The sequence below is a fragment of the Geobacillus vulcani PSS1 genome, assembly GCF_000733845.1.
Taxonomy (GTDB): Bacteria; Bacillota; Bacilli; order Bacillales; family Anoxybacillaceae; genus Geobacillus; species Geobacillus vulcani.
Map to the genome: position 1 here is coordinate 2,471,610 of NZ_JPOI01000001.1, position 23,753 is coordinate 2,495,362.

At 49.1% G+C, this 23,753-nt stretch carries 23 protein-coding genes and 1 pseudogene; 17 read left to right on the forward strand and 7 right to left on the reverse strand.

From position 1 onward, the window contains the following. Positions 1 to 28: 28 nt before the first annotated feature. From N685_RS0113340 to N685_RS0113405, 14 genes are all read left to right on the forward strand, one after another. On the forward strand, positions 29 to 1,426 hold the full coding sequence (locus N685_RS0113340; protein ID WP_031409113.1) for a methyl-accepting chemotaxis protein: 1,398 nt from the start codon (positions 29 to 31) through the stop codon (positions 1,424 to 1,426). A 318-nt stretch (positions 1,427 to 1,744) separates the two neighbouring features. Next, the gene (gene urtA, locus N685_RS0113345) at positions 1,745 to 3,001 is read left to right on the forward strand and encodes an urea ABC transporter substrate-binding protein (RefSeq protein WP_031409115.1); all 1,257 of its coding nucleotides are present in this window, start codon (positions 1,745 to 1,747) and stop codon (positions 2,999 to 3,001) included. A gap of 65 nt (positions 3,002 to 3,066) precedes the next feature. After that, positions 3,067 to 3,960: an urea ABC transporter permease subunit UrtB gene (gene urtB / locus N685_RS0113350; protein WP_216366352.1), complete on the forward strand. Its 894-nt coding sequence runs from the start codon at positions 3,067 to 3,069 to the stop codon at positions 3,958 to 3,960. A 9-nt stretch (positions 3,961 to 3,969) separates the two neighbouring features. Next, positions 3,970 to 5,028: an urea ABC transporter permease subunit UrtC gene (gene urtC, locus N685_RS0113355; protein WP_031409118.1), complete on the forward strand. Its 1,059-nt coding sequence runs from the start codon at positions 3,970 to 3,972 to the stop codon at positions 5,026 to 5,028. Continuing rightward, entirely contained in the window at positions 5,003 to 5,767 is a 765-nt protein-coding gene (urtD, locus tag N685_RS0113360) for an urea ABC transporter ATP-binding protein UrtD (RefSeq protein WP_031409120.1), read from the forward strand. The genes urtC and urtD overlap by 26 nt, the downstream gene beginning before the upstream one ends. Next, positions 5,746 to 6,447: an urea ABC transporter ATP-binding subunit UrtE gene (gene urtE / locus N685_RS0113365; RefSeq protein WP_031409122.1), complete on the forward strand. Its 702-nt coding sequence runs from the start codon at positions 5,746 to 5,748 to the stop codon at positions 6,445 to 6,447. Before urtD ends, urtE begins: the two co-directional genes overlap by 22 nt. A gap of 80 nt (positions 6,448 to 6,527) precedes the next feature. Next, on the forward strand, positions 6,528 to 6,833 hold the full coding sequence (locus N685_RS0113370) for an urease subunit gamma (RefSeq protein ID WP_031409124.1): 306 nt from the start codon (positions 6,528 to 6,530) through the stop codon (positions 6,831 to 6,833). A gap of 43 nt (positions 6,834 to 6,876) precedes the next feature. After that, the gene (locus N685_RS0113375; RefSeq protein ID WP_031409126.1) at positions 6,877 to 7,203 is read left to right on the forward strand and encodes an urease subunit beta; all 327 of its coding nucleotides are present in this window, start codon (positions 6,877 to 6,879) and stop codon (positions 7,201 to 7,203) included. A gap of 4 nt (positions 7,204 to 7,207) precedes the next feature. After that, positions 7,208 to 8,917: an urease subunit alpha gene (ureC, locus tag N685_RS0113380; protein ID WP_031409128.1), complete on the forward strand. Its 1,710-nt coding sequence runs from the start codon at positions 7,208 to 7,210 to the stop codon at positions 8,915 to 8,917. 11 nt (positions 8,918 to 8,928) lie between these two features. Next, positions 8,929 to 9,375 carry an urease accessory protein UreE gene (ureE, locus tag N685_RS0113385; RefSeq protein WP_031409130.1) on the forward strand — a complete coding sequence of 149 codons (447 nt, stop codon included), beginning with the start codon at positions 8,929 to 8,931 and terminating at the stop codon, positions 9,373 to 9,375. Then, entirely contained in the window at positions 9,368 to 10,045 is a 678-nt protein-coding gene (locus N685_RS0113390; RefSeq protein ID WP_031409131.1) for an urease accessory protein UreF, read from the forward strand. Before ureE ends, N685_RS0113390 begins: the two co-directional genes overlap by 8 nt. Before the next feature lie 65 nt (positions 10,046 to 10,110). Next, the gene (gene ureG / locus N685_RS0113395) at positions 10,111 to 10,725 is read left to right on the forward strand and encodes an urease accessory protein UreG (RefSeq protein WP_031409133.1); all 615 of its coding nucleotides are present in this window, start codon (positions 10,111 to 10,113) and stop codon (positions 10,723 to 10,725) included. Continuing rightward, positions 10,722 to 11,537, forward strand: coding sequence for an urease accessory protein UreD (locus tag N685_RS0113400; protein ID WP_031409135.1), 816 nt, complete (start codon positions 10,722 to 10,724; stop codon positions 11,535 to 11,537). The genes ureG and N685_RS0113400 overlap by 4 nt, the downstream gene beginning before the upstream one ends. A gap of 20 nt (positions 11,538 to 11,557) precedes the next feature. Continuing rightward, positions 11,558 to 12,181: an urease accessory protein UreH gene (locus tag N685_RS0113405; protein WP_031409137.1), complete on the forward strand. Its 624-nt coding sequence runs from the start codon at positions 11,558 to 11,560 to the stop codon at positions 12,179 to 12,181. Between the two features lie 111 nt (positions 12,182 to 12,292). On the opposite strand, the gene N685_RS0113410 is transcribed toward N685_RS0113405, so the two are convergent. Further along, a complete protein-coding gene (locus N685_RS0113410) occupies positions 12,293 to 12,772 on the reverse strand; it encodes a GNAT family N-acetyltransferase (protein ID WP_031409139.1) in 480 nt (159 codons plus the stop codon). A gap of 87 nt (positions 12,773 to 12,859) precedes the next feature. Between N685_RS0113410 and N685_RS0113415 the strand changes: the two genes are divergently transcribed. Continuing rightward, positions 12,860 to 14,221, forward strand: a complete 1,362-nt coding sequence (locus N685_RS0113415) for a D-serine ammonia-lyase (protein WP_031409141.1) — start codon at positions 12,860 to 12,862, stop codon at positions 14,219 to 14,221. Positions 14,222 to 14,236: 15 nt separating this feature from the next. Then, positions 14,237 to 14,798 (forward strand): annotated as a pseudogene (locus N685_RS18450) (sugar O-acetyltransferase). A 141-nt stretch (positions 14,799 to 14,939) separates the two neighbouring features. Here the strand turns inward: N685_RS18450 and N685_RS0113425 are convergent. The 6 genes from N685_RS0113425 to N685_RS0113450 all read right to left on the reverse strand — a co-directional run bounded on the left by N685_RS0113425 (position 14,940) and on the right by N685_RS0113450 (position 21,899). Continuing rightward, the gene (locus N685_RS0113425; protein WP_031409143.1) at positions 14,940 to 15,590 is read right to left on the reverse strand and encodes a cyclase family protein; all 651 of its coding nucleotides are present in this window, start codon (positions 15,588 to 15,590) and stop codon (positions 14,940 to 14,942) included. After that, a complete protein-coding gene (locus tag N685_RS0113430) occupies positions 15,587 to 16,414 on the reverse strand; it encodes a carbon-nitrogen hydrolase family protein (protein ID WP_031409144.1) in 828 nt (275 codons plus the stop codon). Before N685_RS0113430 ends, N685_RS0113425 begins: the two co-directional genes overlap by 4 nt. Position 16,415: 1 nt before the next feature. Beyond that, the gene (locus tag N685_RS0113435) at positions 16,416 to 17,789 is read right to left on the reverse strand and encodes a purine-cytosine permease family protein (protein ID WP_031409146.1); all 1,374 of its coding nucleotides are present in this window, start codon (positions 17,787 to 17,789) and stop codon (positions 16,416 to 16,418) included. Between the two features lie 79 nt (positions 17,790 to 17,868). Then, positions 17,869 to 19,329, reverse strand: a complete 1,461-nt coding sequence (locus N685_RS0113440) for an aldehyde dehydrogenase family protein (protein ID WP_031409148.1) — start codon at positions 19,327 to 19,329, stop codon at positions 17,869 to 17,871. A gap of 33 nt (positions 19,330 to 19,362) precedes the next feature. Beyond that, entirely contained in the window at positions 19,363 to 20,337 is a 975-nt protein-coding gene (gene speB, locus N685_RS0113445; RefSeq protein ID WP_031409150.1) for an agmatinase, read from the reverse strand. Between the two features lie 167 nt (positions 20,338 to 20,504). Continuing rightward, entirely contained in the window at positions 20,505 to 21,899 is a 1,395-nt protein-coding gene (locus tag N685_RS0113450) for a sigma-54 interaction domain-containing protein (protein ID WP_031409152.1), read from the reverse strand. A gap of 160 nt (positions 21,900 to 22,059) precedes the next feature. On the opposite strand from N685_RS0113450, the gene gabT reads away from it, so the two are divergent. Continuing rightward, positions 22,060 to 23,406, forward strand: coding sequence for a 4-aminobutyrate--2-oxoglutarate transaminase (gene gabT, locus N685_RS0113455; RefSeq protein WP_031409154.1), 1,347 nt, complete (start codon positions 22,060 to 22,062; stop codon positions 23,404 to 23,406). The last annotated feature ends 347 nt before the right edge of the window (positions 23,407 to 23,753 follow it).

A 23,753-nucleotide genomic window follows, 5' to 3' on the forward strand; every position in this document is an offset into this window, starting at 1 on the left:
TAAAATATTACATAAGGAGTGACGAAAGTTGATTTTTGCGAGGCGTGCGGAGAGAAAAACAAGGCGTGAATCCGCTTGGCCATGGCAGGAGGAAAAGCATGAAGAACGAAAACAAATCGCTCGGCAAATTGTGGTGGCCGTTGATCAGCTCAAGGCAGTGATGGAACAGATGAAACTGGCGGCGCTTTCGCTAAGTCACATTTCCGATTCAAGCCAGAACAGCGCGGCAGAGCTGATGAGCCATAGCGAAAAAACAGTCGAGTATACAGAGAAAGTAGCGAAAAAAATGCGGGCCATCGAGGAAGCGGCTAAGGAAATTGCCGCATCTTCGAACGACATTCATGCAAGCAGCCGGCAGTTTTCTGAACAATGGATGCATTCATGGAATTCATTAGAAACGTTGCAAAAGGAAATCCGAACATTGCGCTCCCGCCATGAAACATTGTTGAGACAAATGGATCAGCTTGTTTATCATTCTCAACGCATCAATCAAATTATATCGGTGATCGGTGAGATTTCACAGAAAACGAGAATTTTGTCGTTAAACGCCAACATAGAAGCGGCTCGTGCCAGAGAACACGGGCTTGGGTTTGCAGTCGTCGCGCGTGAAATTGGCATGCTGGCGAATCAAACATCGGAGGCAGTTCAACAAACACAGGACATTTTGTCGCTCATTCAAGGGGAAATCGCAGCGACGACCGATATCGTTCGCGAAGAAACAAAGCAGATCGATGTCGAAGAAAAAGAAATGGAAGCGATTATGACGTTCCTTCATTCGTTGCAGCAGCAGCTGAATAATATGATGGACCTCGTCTCTTCTTCTGCCGAGTCAGCATCCGGGCAGTCGGACAGCGTGAAAGAAATTGTCAGCCTGCTTGAAGAAATTGTGCAATTGAGCCGGGAAAATCAACAGTTTGTCGAGCGTGTGGCGGCGGATATGAACGAACAGCATGAGAACGTCAGGCAGATTTTGCGCATTAACGAAGCGTTGCAAAAGACGGCGGGGGATCTGCAGCAAACAGTTGGACGTGATTGGATGAGAGAAACGATTTTTGTGGATGATGCAGTCGTAAAAAACGCGATTCATAAACTATCGGCTTTGCTTCAGTCGGCTCCGTTGGAACAAATGGATGAGACCATCCACTGTCGGGTGCTGGACCAATTTTTAGCCCAGAACGGAGAATTTGAGGCTGTTTGGTCGAATCGTCTTGATGGCACGTTTGTCTATTCGAATCCACCAGCCGGATTGGTCAACGCCAAAGTCCGGCCGTGGTTTCAGGAAGCCAGTAAAGGAACAGTGTACGTTTCTGATCTGTATGTATCGGCATTGACGAAACGTGTTTGTGCCACGGTTTCTGCTCCCATTGCGAATCATAACGGTCAAATTGTCGGAGTTATCGGAGCGGATTTGGCGCTTTCGAAATGAGAGATGCCCCAAAAAGGTGCATGTGTGCCTTTTTGGGGTGTTTTTTGTTTTTTAGGCACGAATGACTTTAGAAACAAGGGGTATGCTCTTTTGTGATAATAAATATAACAAAAATATGTTATAAAATATGACAATACTGTTGAATCAATGATATCTAGGCCTTACACTGCTAATCAAGAATACATCCTCAAGATGGTTTACACAAAATGGATATCGCTCGTCACCTTGAGGAACAAGGGAGGGAGGCCGCTTTCCTAGATTAACGAAATATAAGGAATCATTGGTTTTTAGAAATGAATAAGGGGGAAGGATGTCCGAATGAAACCAAAATTCATGCGGAAGTTATGGTTGCTTTTATGCATCAGCGTTTTTGCCCTTGGTGGATGTGCGGCGTCATCAGCTGTGGATCAAGCAAAAAACGAAAACAAAAAGGATTCGTCTTCGGCTAGTAAAGAAGGCGATACGGTCAAAGTAGGGATTCTCCATTCGCTGAGCGGAACGATGGCCATCAGTGAAGTGTCGCTGCGCGATGCCGAATTAATGGCGATCGAGGAAATCAATGCATCCGGAGGGCTGCTCGGCAAGAAAATTGAACCGGTTGTGGAAGATGGGGCGTCGGACTGGCCGACGTTTGCCGAAAAGGCGAAAAAACTGCTGCAAAAAGATCGAGTGGCCACCATTTTTGGCGGTTGGACATCGGCGAGCCGCAAAGCGATGCTTCCGGTTGTGGAGCAAAACAACGGGCTGCTTTGGTATCCGGTGCAATATGAAGGGATGGAGTCATCACCGAACATCTTTTACACCGGGGCGACGACGAATCAACAAATCGTTCCGGCGGTTAGTTGGCTCTTGAAAAACCGTGGCAAAACGTTTTTCTTGCTTGGGTCGGATTACGTCTTTCCACGGACCGCGAACAAAATCATCAAGGCTCAACTGAAGGCCGAAGGCGGGCAAGTGATCGGTGAAGAATATACGCCGCTCAGCCATACCGATTATAGCACCATTATCAGCAAAATCAAACAAGTGAAACCGGCTGTTGTCTTCAATACGCTCAACGGCGATAGCAATGTCGCCTTTTTCAAACAGTTGAAAGACGCTGGCATCACGCCGAAAGACGTGACGGTGATGTCCGTCAGCATCGCAGAAGAAGAAATCCGCGGGATCGGGCCGGATGTGTTGGCCGGTCATTTGGCTGTGTGGAACTATTTCCAGACGACCGATACACCGGAGAATAAGGCGTTTGTACAAAAGTATAAACAAAAGTACGGACAAGACCGCGTGACTGATGATCCGATTGAAGCGGCGTATACAGCAGTTCATTTATGGGCCGAAGCGGTGAAAAAAGCCGGTTCCTTTGATGTGGATCAAGTGAAAAAAGCTGCGGCCGGCCTTGAATACAAGGCGCCGGAAGGAATGGTGAAAATTGACGGGGAAACGCAACATCTATGGAAAACGGTGCGCATTGGCGAAATCCAAGCGGACGGACAATTCAAAGAGTTATGGAATTCCGGCCAGCCGGTGAAGCCAGATCCGTATTTAAAGAGCTACCCATGGGCGAAGGGATTAAGTGAATAGTTCACTTGGAAGGAAGGAGTTTCCTTCTTTCCTTCCCGCCCAACCGATACGAGAGGGGGATAGCGATGTTCATTGACCAATTATTCAACGGGCTGAGCCTCGGTTCAATTTTGCTTTTGATTGCCATAGGGTTGGCGATTACGTTCGGGCTGATGGGTGTCATCAATATGGCACACGGTGAATTGATGATGGTCGGAGCGTATACAACTTATGTGATCCAACAATGGTTTGCCAACGATATGCCGCACTCGGCAGGACTGTATTTTGTAGTTGCCATTCCGTTGTCATTTTTGATCGCCGCTCTGCTTGGGTGGGGGTTGGAAAAAAGTTTAATCCGTCATTTGTATCGCCGTCCGTTGGACAGTTTGTTAGCGACATGGGGGATCAGTTTGATTTTGCAGCAGACGGCCCGCCTCATCTTTGGGGCGCCCAACGTGGCCGTTGTGCCGCCAAGCTGGCTGGATGGCGGAATCCGCTTGTTCGGGGCGGTGTTTCCGTATAAACGGTTGTTTATTCTTTGTCTTGTGTTGGCGATCATTTTCTTTCTCTATCTGTATCTAATGAAAACACGAGCTGGCCGACGCATTCAAGCTGTTACCATGAACCGGTCGATGGCGGCCTGCCTCGGCATTGCCACGCAAAAGGTCGATGCTTACTCGTTTGCCATCGGTTCAGGGTTGGCGGGAGTGGCGGGATGCGCGTTGACCTTGCTTGGGCCGATCGGGCCAACGATCGGCACTTACTATATTGTCGATGCGTTTATGGTCGTCATTTTAGGGGGAGTAGGAAAACTGGCCGGGACGCTGCTGGGGGCATTTGGCATTGGCTTGATTTCGACGTTCGTCGAGTATTCCACAAGCGCCACTATGGCCAAAGTCATTGTGTTCGTTTTGATTATTGCGTTCTTGCAATGGAAACCATCCGGTCTTCTTAACGTGAGAACGCGGTCGCTTGATTGAGGGGGGAGCATGGTGAATAAACGTTGGGGATACTGGCTGTTTTTTGCCGCCTTGTTTCTTGCGCCGTTTTATTTGACCGAGTTTCGCTTGTCCCTGCTCGGCAAATTTCTTTGCTTGGCCATCGTGGCGGTCGGCATCTCCCTCATTTGGGGTTATACCGGCATTTTGAGCCTTGGCCATGGGGTGTACTTCGGATTAGGCGCTTATTGCATGGCGATGTATTTGAAGCTCGAAGCTTCGCGAGGGCATTTGCCTGATTTTATGGAATGGAGCGGCGTACGCGAACTGCCCTGGTTTTGGAAGCCGTTTGCGTATCCTATGGCGGCCATTGCCGCCGCGATCGCTCTTCCTACGTTGCTAGCTGCGCTATTAAGCTATTTCACATTTAAAAATCGGATTAAAGGCGTCTATTTTTCTCTTCTCTCCCAGGCGGTGGTCGTCGTATTGGTGACATTGTTTATCGGCAAGCAAGAATGGACAGGTGGAACGAACGGCTTGACCAATTTTTCAACTGTATTTGGTTTTTCGCTATCATCGCCGCTCACGCAAATCGTTTTGTATTGGCTGACAACAGTCTGTCTCGCTCTCATTTTCGTCGCGGCGCGCCGCTTGACGTCCGGACGGTTGGGGAAGGTGCTCATCGCGATTCGCGACGCGGAAAACCGGGTCCGTTTTTTAGGATTCAATCCGACCGTCTATAAAGTGTTTGTGTATAGTTTGTCGGCAGCTTTTGCCGGGGTGGCCGGAGCGTTGTTTGTCCTGCAAGTCGGGCTCATTTCCCCAGAGATGATGGGGATTATTCCTTCAATTGAAATGGTGTTATGGGTTGCTGTCGGCGGACGCCACTCGCTCATGGGCGCGATCGTTGGCGCGATTGTCATGAACACGGCGAAAAGTTTTTTAAGCGAAAATTATCCCGACCTATGGTTGCTTTTGTTAGGCGCGCTGTTTGTCGTTGTTGTGTTATTCGTGCCGAAAGGATTGGCGGGCATTTATGAATCGCTCGTTGCTGTTCGCATCAAAGCAAAAAGGGGGCATGAACGTGAAGCCCGTGTTGATGTGTCGTGATGTGATTGTTGACTTTGATGGATTTCGCGCTTTGCAAGGTGTTGATCTCGCCGTTTACCCTCATGAAGTGCGGTTTTTGATCGGCCCGAACGGAGCGGGGAAAACAACACTTCTCGATGTCATTTGCGGACGGACGAGAGCGACGGACGGTCGAGTGATGTTTTTCTCCCATGACATCACGAAACAGCCGGAATACGAGATCGTGCAAATGGGGATTGCCCGGAAGTTTCAAAGCCCTTCCATTTTTCCGTTTTTGACAGTATGGGAAAATATGGAGTTGGCCATTCGTCAAGATCGGCGCCTGCGTTCTGTTTTGCGGGCGAAGCGGACCGAAGAAGAGGAAGAGATCATGGCAGCCCAACTAGAGAGAATGGGATTGCTTGATGAACGTCATCGCTTAGCCGGCACTCTGTCTCATGGACAAAAACAGTGGTTGGAAATCGGCATGCAACTGATTCAGCGTCCGCAACTTCTCCTATTGGATGAGCCGATTGCTGGCATGAGCGCAGCGGAACGGGAGCGCACGGGGGAATGGCTTCATGAAATTGCTGAACATTGTGCGGTGATCATTGTGGAGCATGATATGGACTTTGTCCGCCGCTATTCGAAACAAGTGACGGTGATGCATGAAGGAAAAGTATTGTGCGAAGGCTCGATTGATGAGGTGCAGCAAAACGAACAAGTCATCGATGTGTATCTTGGAAGGAGGAAAAACGCATGTTATGTCTCCGGAATGTAACCGCTGGCTATGATGAAAGTGTTGTGCTCGATCAAGTTCGCATGGACATTCCTCTCAGCCGGGTGACAGCGGTGTTAGGCAGAAACGGGGTCGGCAAAACGACGTTGATGAAAACGATCATCGGGTTGATTCGCCCGATGTCAGGCGTGATCGAATGGGAAGGAGAAGATATCACGCGATGGCCGCCGGAGCGGCGGGCGCGGGCAGGGATCGGTTATGTGCCGCAAGGGAGGGAAATTTTCTCTGCGCTGACAGTGGAAGAAAATCTCCTTCTCGGGTTGGAAGCGCAGGCCGAGAACGTCCGTCCTCAGCCGATCCTTGAGGAAATATATGCATTATTTCCAGTCTTAAAAGAGATGCGCCAGCGAAAGGGAGGGGATTTAAGCGGTGGACAGCAACAACAGCTGGCCATCGCCCGCGCGTTAGCCGGCGAGCCGAAACTGCTCTTGCTTGATGAACCGATGGAAGGCATTCAGCCGTCGATCGTTGAGTTGATTCATGATGTGATTATGAAAATCGCCGAAGAAAAGCAGGTCGGCATCGTGTTGGTCGAACATAACGTGGAGCTGGCGTTTTCTTGTGCCGATCATTTCTATATTTTGGATTGCGGCACTGTCGTGGCGAAGGGGGATGTCGATGAGGCGGATTTGACTTATATTCAATCGTTTCTTGCTGTTTAAGCCACAGGCCGCGGGTTAGCGATGAGAGATTTCTTGAACCTGCGAGAATAGGTGGGGGCATTTAAGAGGGGGAGAGATGAGTGAAACTGACTCCGCGCGAACAGGAAAAGCTGTTGATCGTCGTGGCCGCCGATTTGGCGCGCCGCCGGAAAGAACGAGGATTGAAACTGAATTATCCGGAAGCGGTGGCGCTCATTACGTATGAGCTGTTGGAAGGCGCCCGCGACGGACGGACGGTGGCGGAGCTGATGCAATACGGCGCAACGATTTTGACGCGGGACGATGTGATGGAAGGAGTCGCTGACATGATTGAAGAGATTCAAGTGGAAGCGACGTTTCCCGACGGTACGAAACTCGTCACCGTCCATCAGCCGATCAGGTCGTAACGACGCCGGTCGATTCAATGAAAGTGGATAAAGGAGTGGTCCTATGATCCCAGGAGAATATCGATTGCGTGACGAACCGATTGTTTGCAATCGGCAGAAACCAGTCACGAAACTGACGGTCATCAACCGCGGCGACCGCCCGGTGCAGGTTGGTTCCCATTTTCACTTTTTTGAAGTCAACGCATTTCTTGAATTTGACCGGCAGGCGGCGTATGGAAAGCATTTGAACATTCCAGCCGGGACAGCGGTTCGTTTTGAGCCCGGAGATGCGAAGCAAGTAGAGCTTGTTCCGTTCTCCGGCGAACGCCGGGTGTACGGATTAAACAATATGATCAACGGTCCGCTTGATGGCAGCAAGAAGGGAGAGTAAGAGAATGAGTTTTTCTATGTCAAGACGGCAATACGCGGATATGTTTGGGCCGACGACTGGGGACTGCATCCGGCTAGCGGATACGGACTTATGGGTTGAAATTGAGCATGACTATACGGTTTACGGCGATGAAGTGAAATTCGGCGGTGGGAAGGTGATTCGCGACGGGATGGGGCAACATCCGCTCGCAACCCGCGACGAAGCGGTCGATTTAGTGCTGACGAATGCTGTCGTCGTTGATTACACTGGCATTTACAAAGCCGATATCGGGATCAAAGACGGGAAGATCGCCGCTATCGGCAAAGCTGGGAATCCGCTGTTAATGGACGGCGTCAATATTGTCATCGGCGCCTCAACGGAAGTGATCGCGGCGGAAGGAAAAATCGTGACCGCCGGCGGGGTCGACGCCCATATCCATTTCATTTGCCCGCAGCAAATCGAAACTGCTTTGTCATCCGGCATTACGACGATGATCGGCGGCGGGACCGGACCGGCGACTGGAACGAATGCCACGACGTGCACGCCGGGAGAGTGGAACATTTACCGGATGCTTGAAGCTGCCGAAGCGTTCCCAATGAATATCGGTTTTTTAGGAAAAGGCAACGCATCGGCGAAAGAACCGATCACTGAACAGGTCTGCGCTGGAGCGATTGGGCTCAAACTTCATGAAGACTGGGGAACGACGGCGGCGGCGATTGACGCATGCTTGCGGGTGGCCGATGAGTACGATGTGCAAGTCGCCATTCATACGGATACATTGAATGAAGGCGGGTTTGTCGAGCATACGCTAGAGGCCATTAACGGGCGCGTGATTCATACATACCATACGGAAGGAGCCGGAGGGGGGCATGCGCCCGATATTATGAAAGTTGCCAGCTTCCCGAACATTTTGCCTTCTTCCACGAATCCGACGCGGCCGTATACAAAAAACACGCTTGATGAGCATTTGGATATGCTAATGGTGTGTCATCATTTAGATCCATCTGTTCCAGAAGACATTGCGTTTGCCGATTCGCGCATTCGCAAAGAAACGATCGCTGCTGAAGATATTTTACACGACATCGGCGCGTTCAGCATGATCAGTTCCGATTCGCAAGCGATGGGGCGCGTTGGGGAAGTCATTTTGCGTACATGGCAAACGGCGGACAAAATGAAAAAACAGTTTGGCCGCTTGCCGGAGGAAACGGGGCGGGGCGATAATGTCCGCGTCAAACGGTATGTCGCGAAATACACGATCAATCCAGCCATTACTCATGGGATTGCCGAATATGTCGGCTCGGTGGAAGTCGGAAAATTCGCGGATTTGGTCGTTTGGCATCCCGCTTTTTTCGGGGTCAAGCCTGAGCTCGTCATCAAAGGCGGGATGATCGCCTACAGCGTGATGGGCGACCCGAACGCCAGCATTCCGACGCCGCAGCCCGCTCTGTACCGCCCGATGTTCGCCAGCTATGGCGCCGCCATCGCGAAAACGTCCATCACCTTTTTATCCAAAGCGGCGCTTGAACGCGGCATTCCTGATAAGCTGGGGCTGCAAAAAACGGTGAAACCGGTCGGGAATATTCGTCGTTTATCGAAAAACGATATGGTGTTCAACAACGCCATGCCCCACATCGATGTTGATCCGCAGACGTATGAAGTGAAGGTCGACGGGCGGCTCATTACGTGCGAGCCGGCCGAAGTGGTGGCCATGGCGCAACGATATTTTCTTTTTTGAGGTGATGGCAGATGATTATTGAAACGATTGTCGGCAATATTCAAACCCTCTCTTCTCTTCCCCCGCATATTGAACGGGTGTACATGGCGAGCGACGATTTAGTGAAGCGAATCCAGCGGGTCGTGACCGATCATGGGCGGGAACTTGGCATTCGCCTAAAGGAAGCGAAAGAATTGGCGGATGGAGATGTATTGTGGATGGATGACTATAACGCGATCGTTGTTTCCGTTCTTCCTGAGGATTTGCTTGTTATAAAGCCGGTTTCGTTGAAACAAATGGGGGAGATCGCTCATCAACTCGGCAACCGCCATTTGCCCGCCCAATTCGAGGAAGGGGAAATGCTTGTCCAATACGACTATTTAGTCGAAGAGCTGCTCAAACAGCTGCACATCCCGTACAAGCGGGAAAAACGGAAAGTAAAACAAGCGTTTCGTCATATCGGCCACCGCCATGACTGACCAACAGCTATTGTGGCTGTTGCAGCTCTCGGATTCGAATTTTCCATCTGGAGCATTTTCCCATTCCTTTGGGTTTGAAACATACATGTACAATGAGCAAATTTGTGATGCCAAAACATTTCGTGAATCACTTATCGTTTACATTCAAACCCAGCTGACGTATACGGATGGATTAGCGTGCCGGATCGCCTATGAGCAGTTGAAAGCCAACAGCATCGAAGGACTGCAACGGTTGAACGAAACGCTGTTTGCTCTCTGCCTGGCGAAGGAAACGCGGGAAGGAACGAGAATGATCGGAGAGCGTTTATGGAAACTTTGCCGCCACATTTATTCGGTCGATGAACTCGATGAGATCGTACAAACGAAGCAGTCCATTCATCCGGCTATCGTGTTTGCGGCAGTCGGTCGCAAAATCGGGGCAACCAAACAAACGACGGTGCTGACGTATTTGTTTGCTTCCGTACAAACGATGGTGCAAAACGCGGTCCGCGGCATTCCCCTCGGCCAAACGGACGGGCAACAGCTGCTCGTCATGGTGCAGCCATATTTGATTCATGCCACGAACATCATCGAGATGCTCGGCGAAGAGGAGCTCGGGGCGGCAGCCATTGGCTTAGAAATCGCGCAAATGCAACATGAACGCCTTCCGGTCCGGTTGTTTATGTCATAATACTGGACAAACAAAAAAGCGCCTATTTGGGTTGGAATGAAAAACGAAGAAGGGGGAATATCATGATCGAACCGGTACGAATCGGCATCGGCGGCCCCGTTGGCGCCGGCAAAACGATGCTTGTCGAGAAACTGACGCGGGTGATGCACCACCGCTTTAGCATCGCGGTCATTACGAATGATATTTATACAAAAGAAGATGCCCAATTTTTAATCAAACACAGCGTTCTGCCGGAAGATCGGATTATCGGCGTCGAAACGGGCGGGTGCCCACATACCGCCATTCGCGAAGATGCATCAATGAATTTTGCGGCCATTGATGAACTGAAGCGGCGCCATCCGGATGTCGAGCTCATTTTTATCGAGAGCGGCGGCGATAACTTGGCGGCGACCTTCAGTCCGGAGCTTGTTGATTTCTCCATTTACGTCATCGACGTCGCCCAAGGGGAAAAAATACCGCGCAAAGGCGGACAGGGGATGATTAAGTCGGATTTGCTCGTGATTAATAAAATTGATCTTGCCCCTTTCGTCGGTGCCAGTCTGGAAGTGATGGAACGGGATGCCAAAGCGGCGCGAGGGGCGAAGCCGGTCATTTTTACAAATTTAAAAGAAGAGATCGGGCTTTTTGACGTTGTGGATTGGATCGAAAAACAGGTGCTGTTGGCAGGGTTGGACGAATGAGCTGGACGGGGCGTTTGCAATGCACAGCGGTCGTGAAAGACGGCCGCACTGTCATTTTTGACACTTATAATGAAGGAGCGCTGAAACTGATGCGCCCTGTTTATCTCGATTCTGCTCATCCGACATTATATCTTGTTCACGTTGGAGGAGGATACGTCAATGGCGACCGCTACGAGATCAATATGAAGTTGGAGTCTCACGCCAGATTGATGGTGACGACACAAGCGGCGACAAAAGTATACAAAACCCCGTATGCGCCTGTTTGGCAATATACGCAATTTTCCTTGGGTGATGAAAGTGTTCTCGAATATTTTCCCGATCCTCTCATTGCCTACGAACAAGCCCGTTTTATCCAAGAGACCGTCGTTCATGTAACAAGCCGTTCGACATTTGTGTATGGGGAGATCATCACGCCGGGTTGGTCAGAGAGCGGCCAACTGTTCCGTTACGATTGGATTCGTTCGAAACTGAAGGTGTATCAAGACGAGGCGTTCGTTCTGTTTGATCATCTGTACTTGGATTCGCGGCAGCACTTAACGAGCATGCTGCAGCTTGGCGGCTATACACATGTCGGATCATTGGTGGCTCTTTCTCCGTTCATCACAAAGGAAGTGTTAGAACAGTTCAACCAATTCATGGAAGAAATGCCGCGAGAGGTTTGCTGCGGTTTTTCAGCGGCAGCCGTTCCAGGCTTTTCTGTACGTATATTGGCGTATGAAACATCGGCCATTGAAGCGATATTTCAACGTATCCACCAGTTTATTCGCCACCAATGTGGTGAGAAAGCGCCAGTTTGCTGGAGGAAATATTGACAAGAGAAAGGAAGAAGACAATGGGAACGATATGGCCTGTGCTCTTGTTTGGATTGCTGCTAGGAATGAAACATGCGACAGAACCGGATCATGTTATTGCGGTTTCTACGATTGTCAGCCGAACAAAAAAACTTTCCCTTTCGTCGCTGGCCGGCATGTTTTGGGGAATCGGCCATACGTTGACGCTGCTCATCGTCGGGATGGCGATGATCGCTTTTGAGCGACAAATTCCTGAACAGGTTGCTTCTTACCTTGAAATGGTCGTTGGCGTTATGATCGTCATTTTAGGAATTGCCAGTTTTCGCTCGCCAATGAGCATGGATCATCATCGCCGTGGCGATATTCATCATTTTCATATCAAATCGACATTGATCGGCATTGTTCATGGTTTGGCCGGAAGTGCCGGAATGGTGTTGTTGACGATGACGACGGTCAAAGGAACTTGGATGGCCTTTTCCTTTATTTTGCTTTTTGGCTTAGGGACGGTCATCGGCATGATGTTGTTCACCACACTTCTTGGCGTTCCGTTCGTTTGGATGAAAGTGAAACGGCAAGCCATAAGCCAATGGATGGTGAAAACCGTCTCCCTCATTAGCATCGCCTATGGAGTATATTACATTTATCATATAACCACCGAGCTTTAATACTCCTAGCGACTAGCTTCATAGGTGAGGAGTATAAAATATTGGAAGAAGCACTAGCCTTGGGAGAAGGCTGGTGCTTCTTTTTCAAGAAGACGTCATCATTGCACCGTGTCACCCTAGTGGTTTCACAAGCAACAGCTCATCCCGAATCGGAATGCCATCAGCGCTCATCAACGGAATGCTTGGCTTGATTTGCCGTGCTTTGTCGACAGCATTCGGAAAGACATTCACGATTTGATAGCCGCGCTTTTGATAGAAACGAAGTGCATGCAAGTTGTCATTCGTCGTGATCAGTCGAACCGCGGTGCACCCTTGTTGCCTCGCCCATGTTTCTGCCTCATGCAAAAGGGCGCTGCCGACGCCGCGGTTTTCCATTATGCTGTCTAGCGAGATGATCTCGCATTCGTTTCCGCGAATCACAAACGTAATGAGCCCGATGATCCGCTGTCCATTCTCGACAGCGGCAAATCCATCCAGCTCGCTGCAGTCATAAACACCAGTCGACACTACCATTTGTGGACTTCCCCAATGTTCGATAAAAAACTGGTTGACTAGAGCGCGGTCTAATTGTTTTGTTGGGACGATGTTCAAGATCGTTTTCCTCCCCTATACCAGCGATTCACGTTTTCTATTATACTGGAAGTAGATGCTTTTTACATATGGATGAGGAGGAAAGACATGGAGAACCGAATCGTAGCGGGGAAAACGATTCGACAATGGATGAGGGAACTTCCGTTGTTGGAGAATATGATCAGAACAGAAGAAGTGTTTTGGCCGAATCCAAACATTTGTTCATTTGATCAAGCCGCCCGCCATCTTCCGCTCGGTGAACGCGATGTCAAGGAAGCCGAAGAGCGGTTGGCGCGCTTTGCCCCTTATATCGCCAAGGCGTTTCCGGAAACGCGGGACAGTGGCGGAATCATTGAATCGCCGCTAATAAAGATTCCGAAAATGCAACGGTATTTGGAAGAGATGAGCGGGCAGCCGATTGAAGGGGAAGTATGGATCAAATGCGACAGCCATCTCCCCATCTCCGGATCGATCAAGGCGAGAGGGGGGATTTATGAGGTCTTGAAACATGCCGAAGACCTCGCGCTCGCAAACGGTTTGATTTCCATAGAGGATGACTACGCGGTCTTCGCTGACGAGGAGTTTCGGGAGTTCTTTTCCCGCTATTCGCTTGTCGTTGGTTCAACGGGAAATTTAGGCCTGAGCATCGGAATCATCGGCGCGCGTCTTGGATTTCATGTGACGGTGCATATGTCGGCGGACGCGAAACAGTGGAAGAAAGATTTGCTGCGAAGCAAAGGGGTGACGGTGGTCGAACATCTCACCGATTACAACAAAGTGGTCGAAGAGGCGAGAAGACAATCGGCTGAAGACCCCGCCTCGTATTTTATCGATGACGAGAATTCGATTCATTTGTTTTTAGGATACGCGGTGGCGGCGTTGAGGTTAAAGCAACAGTTAGAAGACAAGAACATCATCGTCGATGAAGATCACCCGCTGTTTGTGTACCTTCCTTGTGGAGTTGGCGGCGGACCGGGCGGGGTGACGTTTGGTTTGAAACTTGTGTATGGGGATCATGTGCATTGCTTTTTCGCCGAGCCAACCCATTCGCCTTGCATGCTGCTTGGGATGATGACGGGTGAGCACGATCGCGTCTCGGTGCAGGAGTTTGGCATGGATAACCGAACCGAAGCCGACGGACTAGCAGTCGGCCGCCCTTCGCGACTGGTCGGAAAGATGCTGGAACACGTCATCAGCGGCGTCTATACAGTGGATGATTCCACCCTTTATCGGCTGCTCGCGGCGATGATCGATACGGAGGAGATCCGCTTGGAACCGTCCGCGTTGGCAGGGGTCGCAGGGCCTGTGCGGCTGTTTCAAGACCAAGCGGGGCAAACGTATCTCAAGCAACATCATTTGAAAGAAAAAATGAACAAAGCCACCCATATTTGCTGGGCCACAGGCGGAAGCATGGTGCCGAAGGACGTGATGGACGCCTACTATCAGGAAGGGAAACGCCGGCAAGGGTGATGCCGCCGAAAGAGCATGACGGCTTTTTCGGCCGATCCGCTGCTTGTGAAAGAGCGGGCGAGACGGCTCGTTCGCTTATATTAATGAAACATTGGAAACGGAATATGAAAAGCGGGTTCAATTGTTAAGGGAACTGTTCGGCTCAACAGGAAAACAGCTGTACATCGAGCCGAACTTCCGCTGTGACTATGGGTATAACATTCATGTTGGCGAACATTTTTTCATGAACTTTGATGGCGTCATTTTAGACGTCTGTGAAGTGCGGATCGGTGATCATTGTTTTATCGGTCCTGGTGTGCACATTTATACGGCGACGCATCCGCTTGACCCACATGAGCGAAACAGCGGCCGTGAATCCGGAAAACCGGTCGTCATTGGCAATAATGGTTGGATCGGCGGGCGAACTGTGATCAACCCAGGTGTCACGATCGGTGACAACGCCGTCATCGCCTCAGGCGCTGTCGTGACAAAAGACGTTCCCGCCAACGCGGTCGTTGGCGGAAACCCAGTGAGAGTCATCAATAGGGGGCAGGTGATTGACTCGCGCAACCGCTTCCCGGAATCGTTTCTCAAGTAGAAAAACCTTGGTAGCACCAGCCCCTATTTTCACCCGTTCACCCATCGATCAAGGAAAACACCGGTTTTTCACCAACCTTCTAGAGGGAGGGCGCCCTGCATCGAAGAAGATACGGGGCGTTTCGTATGTCCGATCGATTGATCACCCCCATTGCACCGCCACCGCCCGAACGGGCGAGCCATCGCCGCCGGGCAAGGAAAGGGGCAGAGCGATAATGTATGGGTCATCAAAATCGATTTGATCGAAGTTGGTGAAGTTTTCTCCGACCACCCCGTTGGCGCCGAGAATCCGTTCATGGGCGCGAAACGAGGAACCATCCGGCGGATCGATGTTCAGGGCATCGATCAAAAACGTGCGAACGCCCCGTTCGAGCATCGCTTCAATGACATCCGGCGCGACGTACGGGTGGCGAAAATACTGCTCCGTTCCGACGTATGACGACCAACCGGTGTGAAACAAAACGATCGTTCCCGGCGACAGTTTCGGCATATACGGGGCGGCATCCGTCATCGTCACCGCTTCCCCTTCCGCTTTCCCTGTGGCATCGATCACAACGCCGTGGCCGAGAAAATAAGTGAGCGGCACGTCATCCAACCGCCAGCCGTGCTCGCAAAAATGGAACGGCGCATCGACATGGGTGCCGCTATGCGAACCGAGCACAAGACGGCTGACGTGGTAGCCGTCAGCGGCGAACGTTGCCGCCGGTTCGATGTGCGGCTTCGGATCCCCGGGGTAGACGGGAAGGTGGGGTGTCAGCGGTATGGAAAGGTCGATGAGTTTTTTGATGATCATTTATCACTCCCCCAATTCCATTCTCGGTACAGGTCTATTCGTCGTTCGTCCATCATTGTATAAAAGTTTTTCTTTAATGCTTGGTGTTCGTTTGGATCGATGGTTGCATGGATCATTTCTTCCCTTCCAGCCATGTTGGCCGTGGCGATTTTATTCCCATCTGGTCCATAAATAGAGGATAAACCAAAGAAATAAAAAGAAGAAGAGCGGCCGATTTGATTGCACACAGCCACATAAACCGTATTATCGATCGCTCTGGCCATGGCGAATTTTTGAAACGGTACATGAAAAGGAGATTCCCAGGCACACGGGGCAAGAAGAATCTCAGCCCCGTGAACTCCCAAATACCTTGCTAGTTCCGGAAAAGCTAAGTCCCAACAAATCATCAGACCGATGCGGCCAAGGTCGGTATCCACCAGCACCGGCTTGGCTCCCGAAGAAAACCAGGCTTTTTCAAAAGGAGTCAAGTGGATTTTTCGGTAATTTCCGATACATTGTCCATTGGGATGAATCAACATAAGAGAGTTGTATATATTTTCTATATCGTCTTTTTCAACGTATCCGTAAGCAATGTACAATTGAAATTGTTGGGCCATCCGGCTCATATACTGGAACGTAGACCCATCAGGTGTCTCAGCCAGCTCTTTTAGTACTTCTGACAGTACATAACCAGTGGTGCAAAGTTCCGGAAACAGAAGAAGGCGGACATTAGGGAACTGTCGTTTGCACTCATTGATGATCGCTTTCATTTTGGCCAAGTTGGCGTCAATGTCGCCGTCGGCCGGCGTCATCTGCGCCAACGCGATGTCAAACGATCTGTTCATATCATCCCTCCAAGTGAGTGGGAGATTCAAGCTCGACCATATTCGTGCTCGCATATATTTGTTTTGTCCATTTCATCAATCCCCAATAAACAGCTCCCGATAAAAGAAACGTTAGCATGGTGGAGCCGACGGCAAGCGGATGAATGTACGTAAAATAATAGGCGAAGACAGCTCCGACGATATAGGTGACGTAGGCGGCGATGTTGACTCCTTTTTGATAGCGATAGTGACCTTTTGTATCGTACAAAATATCTTCGGTATCATATACTCCTTTTTTGATAACAAAGTAATCAACGAGCACTATCGCAAACACAGGAATGAACAACGTGGCAATCAGCATAATGAAGTTAAAGAAATGGGACATTAGCACTTCTTTCAGCAAGGCGCCAAGCGTGCAAATCACTCCCATGATCAACGTTGGTTTCCAAAAGCCTGTGCGCGGGAAGACGTTCATAAACGACATCGTGGCGCTATATAAGGCCATGACATTGGTCGAGAGTACAGAAAAGAAAACGACGATGGATGAGATCAATCCAAACCCGTAAGCGGCAAGGAGAATGGTGGGATCATAAGTCCGTTCCATGTTGGAGGCAATGCTAAAGCCGCTGACGACAGCGCCGAGCCCCATTGCGACAATGGAAGCGACAAGATAGCCAAAATACGTTCCCCAAAACCCGCTTGTTTCTGAGCGGCAGTTGCGATTGAAATCGCAAACCGTCGACATCCAAGAAAAGGCGGTGGCGACGACGATGTCAAAGGCGATGATCGTGGTGATGGATGGATGCTCGCTCAATTTCATTTCGACGAGTGTTGAAATGTCGTAAGTCGTAAAAATTTTGTAAAAAACGAGGAACGATAAAATCAGCATAGCAATCGATATATATTTCTCTATCCGTTCCACACCTCGGTGGCCAAAAATCGTAATGATCACAACAAGAAGCTCCGTCAAGATCACAAATAGATTAATATTACTGTATCCAGTGGTGTAATGAACGGCATAATTCAGACTAAGGCCAGCCATATAGGCTTGAATCCAGCTCCAGCCGATTAAAATGATGGTGTTGACAAGGGCGGGAAGGATGGCTCCTTTTTGTCCAAAGGCCGCTCTTGTGATCACCATTGTAGGGAGCCCGGTGCGGATGCCGATGTTTCCGGTAAGGGCGAGCGGAATGGCGCCGATCGCCGAACCGACAATGATCGCCAGCATGGCGTTGGAAAAGGAAATGTCAGGAACAAACATCATACCCGTCATGACAGTCGTAATCACCACATTTGCTGCAATCCAAAGGGTAAACGTGCTAAAGAAGTTCATGCTTCGTTCGTTCATCGGGGTGGGGCGAATATCATCATGGCCCAACCGTTCTATCCATTTCATGATGATCGTTCCTCCTTGTTTTTTCTATTTTTAATATTCAGAATAATAACCTTACACTGATTTCGTCCTAAGGACGAAATCAGGAGCGTGATGGATACCATCCGAGTGGTTTGCCGTGTTGGCTGATGTTCACATGCTTTGTTTCCGTAAAAGCGGCGAATCCTTGCGGCCCAAGCTCCCGACCGATTCCGCTTTGTTTCATGCCGCCCCAAGGAGCATCGACATAAGGAGTGTGATAACTGTTAATCCAAATGGTTCCAGCTCTCAATTTTCCGGCGATTTGTTCCGCCCGTTCGAGATCGCGGCTGAATATGCCAGCTGCTAGTCCGTATATTGTATCGTTCGCCAGGCCGATGGCTTCTTTGTCATGTTCAAACGGTTGCAAAGTAATGACAGGACCAAAGATTTCTTCTTGGACGATACGCATGTCTTGACGGACATGGGTGAAAACAGCAGGGGTGAGATAATACCCCCGTTCCTTGATTCGTTCTCCACCCTGTAGCAGCACCGCTCCTTCCTGCAAGCCGATCTGGATATATGTTTCCACTTTTTTTAAATGTGAGGAGCTGATTAACGGTCCCATCTCCGTGTTTTCCGCGAAAGGATCGCCAATACGGAGGGAAGCCAGTCTTTGGGTCAGCTGATCAATAAACGAATTATAAACACGCCGTTGTACAAGAATGCGCGAAGCAGCCACACACACTTCCCCTTGATTGAAGAAGGAGGCAAACAGTGCCCACTCGACGGTGCTAGTAAGATCGGCATCGTCAAAAATGAGCAGCGGGGATTTTCCGCCGAGTTCCAAAGACACTCGCTTCAAACCACGAGCACATTGTTCGTAAATCCATCGTCCGGTTTTCGTTCCGCCAGTAAACGATATTTTTTCCACATCAGGATGTGTCACCAATGTTTCTCCAACCGGCGAACCGCTGCCAAGCACGAGATTAAACACGCCCGGCGGGAGACCGATGGAATCGATCAGCTTCGTCAGTTCTATGAACGATAGCGGCGTCAGTTCTGATGGTTTAAATACCACTGTATTTCCCGCCGCAAGCGCCGGGGCCAATTTCCATATCCCCAATAAGAGTGGGAAATTCCAAGGCACGATGAGAGCGCATACCCCGATCGGTTCCTCAATGACTTTGCTTGTCGTGCCATCGGTTCTTTTCTTTTCCTCGATGGTCCGTTGCTCAACAAAATCGGCGTAGTAACGGAGGCATTGGATCGAATCACTGACATCGAGGCGCGATTCGCGAATCGGTTTCCCTGTATTCAACGTCTCAATGGCAGCGAATGTTTCCGCGTTCTGTTCCAACAAATCAGCCAGTTGCCGAAGGACGGCAATTCTTCTTGCCGGATTGGATGGCCAATCGGTGTATTGAAAGGCATGACGGGCCGCTTGGATTGCTTCTACTGTTTGTTGTTGGGATGCTTCATTGATTTCTATGATGACTTCCTCATTCGAAGGATTGATCACCGCCCTTTTTTCTCCTTCTCCTTTGTACCATTTTCCGTTGATATACACATGGTCCTGAGCCATTGAAAGCCGCTCCTTTTTGTTTGTGACATGTTTTTAGGATGTTGTCGTTGTCGATAGGTTGTTGGTCTGTGACCGCTTTTTCTTTAACGCCACAAGTGTAATCATCTCATACATAATCGCAGAAGCCAATAGAGCGGTCACTTCTCCGCTGTCGTAAGCAGGCAAAACTTCGACGAGATCAAACCCGACAATATTTAGTCCATCGAGTCCCCTTACGTATTCGAGTGCCTCGTAGCTGGTTGGTCCGCCCACTTCCGGTGTACCAGTCCCCGGGGCAAAAGCAGGATCGACAAAGTCAATATCGTAAGAAACGAAAACCGGTTTGTCACCGATGCGTTGATGGATGCGGCGCATCACTTCCACAAAGCCAATTTGTCGAATCTCTTGCATCGGAATCACTTCAAAACCAAGCCGTCGGGCGTCCTCGATATCATCAGCACTGTAAAGCGGTCCGCGCATCCCGATTTGAATGGAATGATCCACATCAAGCAACCCTTCCTCGACAGCGCGGCGGAACGGTGTGCCATGCATATATTTTTCTCCGTAGTAATGGTCCCACGTGTCGCTATGCGAGTCAAAATGAACGAGCGCGATGGGTCCAAAGCGTTCGTAAAAAGCCCGCAAGTGCCCCAATGTAATGGAGTGATCCCCGCCCATCAGAATCGGAATGATATCTTTCTTCAACAATGGTCGCAACTCTTCGACGATACGATCATACGTGCGCAATGCATTGCCGGGAATGACATCAATATCCCCGTAATCGACGCCGGAACAATAGGCAAAAATATCAATATCCATATCTGGATTGTAAGGGCGAAGCAAGACAGAAAAATTGCGAATGTGCTGTGGGCCATATCGTTGTCCGGTTCGGTTTGATGCCGCGGTGTCAAAAGGAACGCCAACTATGACAAAATCGACATCGTCTGTTGTTTTGATCTGTTCCAACCGCATAAAGGTGCGAACCCCGCAAAAACGGGGCGATTGGGAAGAATCTTTCGGTTTATACATGTCAAGACCTCCTTGGGCAGTGAAAAATGTTTCGTGATGGTTTTAGAAGCAAAAAGTGTGCCAAAAAGGGGAAGTAGACAAGAAATACGCAAACAAGGATGCTTTTACCGTCCATCCTTGCTTGCGTATGTTCAAAAATGAGCGAACGCTTCATTCAAAGATGAATCTTAATTCGTTTTTGAATCAACACCGTATTTTTTCAGCTTTCGTACGACCGTTGGCTGGCTGATGCCAAGATAATCAGCCATCTCGTATGTTGTTTTGCACTGTTTGACGGCGCGCAGAAGCCATTGCCGTTCCACTTGTTCAATGGCTTCTTTTAATGTCGACGGTTCGTTCCGTTTTTCCAACGATTGATGGGGAGTGATCAACTCTGGATATTTCTGGATCGAAAAAGGAAGATATTCCGGATAAATGGCTCTCGTTTCAGAAGTAATGACTAACCGTTCGATCATATTCTCCAGCTCGCGCACGTTGCCTGGCCAGTCGTACTGAACGAGATGGTCGACAATGGATGGATGAAAGTATTTATCCATTTGGTATTTTTGGTTGAATTTTTTCAAAAAGTATTGTGCCAGCATGAAAATATCTTCTTTTCTCTCACGCAAAGAAGGAACATAAATCGGGATCACATGCAAACGATAAAATAAATCTTGGCGGAACTTTCCTTGCTTCACCATCTCTGCTAGGTTCTGATTTGTCGAGGCGATCAGGCGAAAATCGACCGTTCGTTCTTTAATGCCTCCAACGCGTATGACTTTTTTCTCTTGAAGCACTTTCAGCAGTTTCGCTTGCATCGAAAGGGGAAGCTCGCCAATTTCATCAAGGAAGAGAGTTCCTTTGTCGGCCAGTTCGATCAGCCCCGGTTTTCCTGTTTTTTGCGCACCGGTAAAGGATCCTTTTTCATAGCCGAACATTTCCGATTCAAACAGTGATTCAGGAATGGCGCTGCAGTTGACCTCAATAAACGGTTCATTCCGCCTCGGGCTATGGAGGTGAAGGGAACGGGCGAATACGTTTTTTCCGACTCCAGACTCGCCGAGGAAAAGAACCGTCGCGTCCGATTGGGCCACGCGGTGCACGAGCTTCCAAATTCGTTCCATCGCCTTGCTTTGAATAACGATATGTTCCGGCTTCAACTCCTCTATTTCCATTTGATAATGTTCCATCTGCTTTCTCAGCTTTTCATAGTCTTCTTTCAAACGCTCCAACTCTGTTAAATCATGGGAAAAACTGATGACCCGGACAAGGCGGTTTTGTTGGTCAAATACAGGCACGCCTGTCGCCATGACAACTCGTCCGGTGGCGGTTTGCTGCATCAATTGGACCTCTTTTTTCTCCCGTAATACTCTGGCTGTAACTGAAGGGCAAAAGACGTTTTCTTTTTCTAATTGATAAACCGATTTTCCGACTAAATAAGAGGCGTCCTTTCCGTATATGGACAAGCAATTCGGACTGGCACGGAGAATGATCCCGTTTTCGTCTGCGATCACAATATTGTCGTTTGATGATTTCAATATCGCGTCCAATTCGAATTCCAAAACATCAGCTGTACGGTGCATACTTTCCCTCCTAGCAGTCTGTGAGGCTTCTATTACTAACTTTATCAAAGAGGCGAAAAAATCCTTTTTCCTTGTTATATGATTTTGCATGAAGTTTTTGGCATGTTTTTTGCATATCTAAAAAGATGGATCATGATGCACAATGGGACGGAGGGAGAAGATGAAGGCAGAAACAAAAAAATATATCCAGGTAAAAACAGCGATTCCGGGACCAAAAGCAAAGGAGCTATTAAGAAAAAAAGAACAGAATGTTCCGAGAGGGCCGTTTAACACTGTACCGACGTTTGCGGCCAAAGGAGAAGGAGCGCTCTTAACCGACGTGGATGGAAATACGTTTATCGACTTGGCTGGGGCGATTGGAAGCCTCAATGTCGGTCATTGCCCGCCAAAAGTGGTAGAAGCGATCCGCAAACAAGCCGAGCAGTATATTCATCCGTGTTTCCATGTTATGATGTATGCGCCGTATATTGAGTTGGCCAAGATATTAAACCATATTACTCCAGGAGTTCATCATAAAAAGACCTTTTTCTTGAACAGCGGGGCAGAAGCAGTCGAAAATGCCGTCAAAATTGCACGAAAGTATACAGGGAGAAAAGCCATTCTCTCTTTTGAAAGAGGGTTTCATGGGCGAACCTTGTTGGCGATGTCGCTGACAAGCAAAGTGAAACCATATAAATTTGGTTTTGGACCTTTTGCCCCGGATACGTACAAACTTCCGTATCCCTATTATTACCGAAAGCCAGCAGGCATGACAAATGAGGAACTGGATGCTGAGCTTTTACGACAACTCGAGGACTTTTTTCTCTCAGAAGTCCCGGCGGAAGAGGTAGCTGCCATCATTATGGAGCCTGTGCAAGGAGAAGGCGGGTTTATTGTTCCGTCAAAAACATTCGTTCAAGGGGTCAAACAAATTTGTGAAAAATACGGGATTTTGTTTATCGCCGATGAGATCCAGACCGGATTTGGACGAACAGGGAAGATGTTCGCCATTGAACATTTTGACGTTGTGCCTGATTTAATGACCATGTCGAAGTCCATCGGAGCGGGTGTGCCGATCAGTGCGGTGACGGGAAGGGCGGAAATCATGGATGCACCCAATCCAGGAGAAATCGGCGGGACATACGGGGGCAGCCCGCTTGGTTGCGTGGCCGCTTTGGAAGTGATTCGCATGTTGCAACAAGAAGGGTTGGTTGAACGGGCCAATGTCATTGGACAAATCGTCATCAATCGGTTCAGACAGCTGCAGGAGAAATATGAGGCGATCGGGGATGTACGGGGGCTTGGGGCCATGGTAGCCATCGAATTTGTCACTGACGCAAAGACAAAAGCACCGAATAGGGAATTAACGGCCGCCATTTTGCGAGCATGCCATCAACGAGGTGTGATCGTCATGAGTGCCGGTCTGTACAGCAATGTCATTCGTCTATTAACGCCGCTTGTCATCACAGATGAACAGTTGGAGGAAGCATTGGATGTCATCGAAGGGGTTATTGCTGAATTGACATGATCAGTGATTCCTGGTCAAACTACTCATAAAAACTTCGTGATGCAGTCGAAAAAGGTGATGGCGATATCATGTTTTTGAGACCGTGCCACCTTTTTGTGGTGCGGTTTTTTGATTTGAGACTCATTCTACTCCGAGAGAATGTTTTCTGAAGCAAGAACAATCTGTGTCGATTCAAAAATGAATTATTTGATTTAACAATGAATTAGATCGGTTGTGGGATTGTAAGCAAAGCCATCATGATAGGAACCGGTTAAAACAGAGGGATAGAAATCAATGAGTATAATTGACTAAAAATATTGAATAGTGTTAAAGGTGGCACAGAACTTGCGAATCCGTTTTCGATGAAC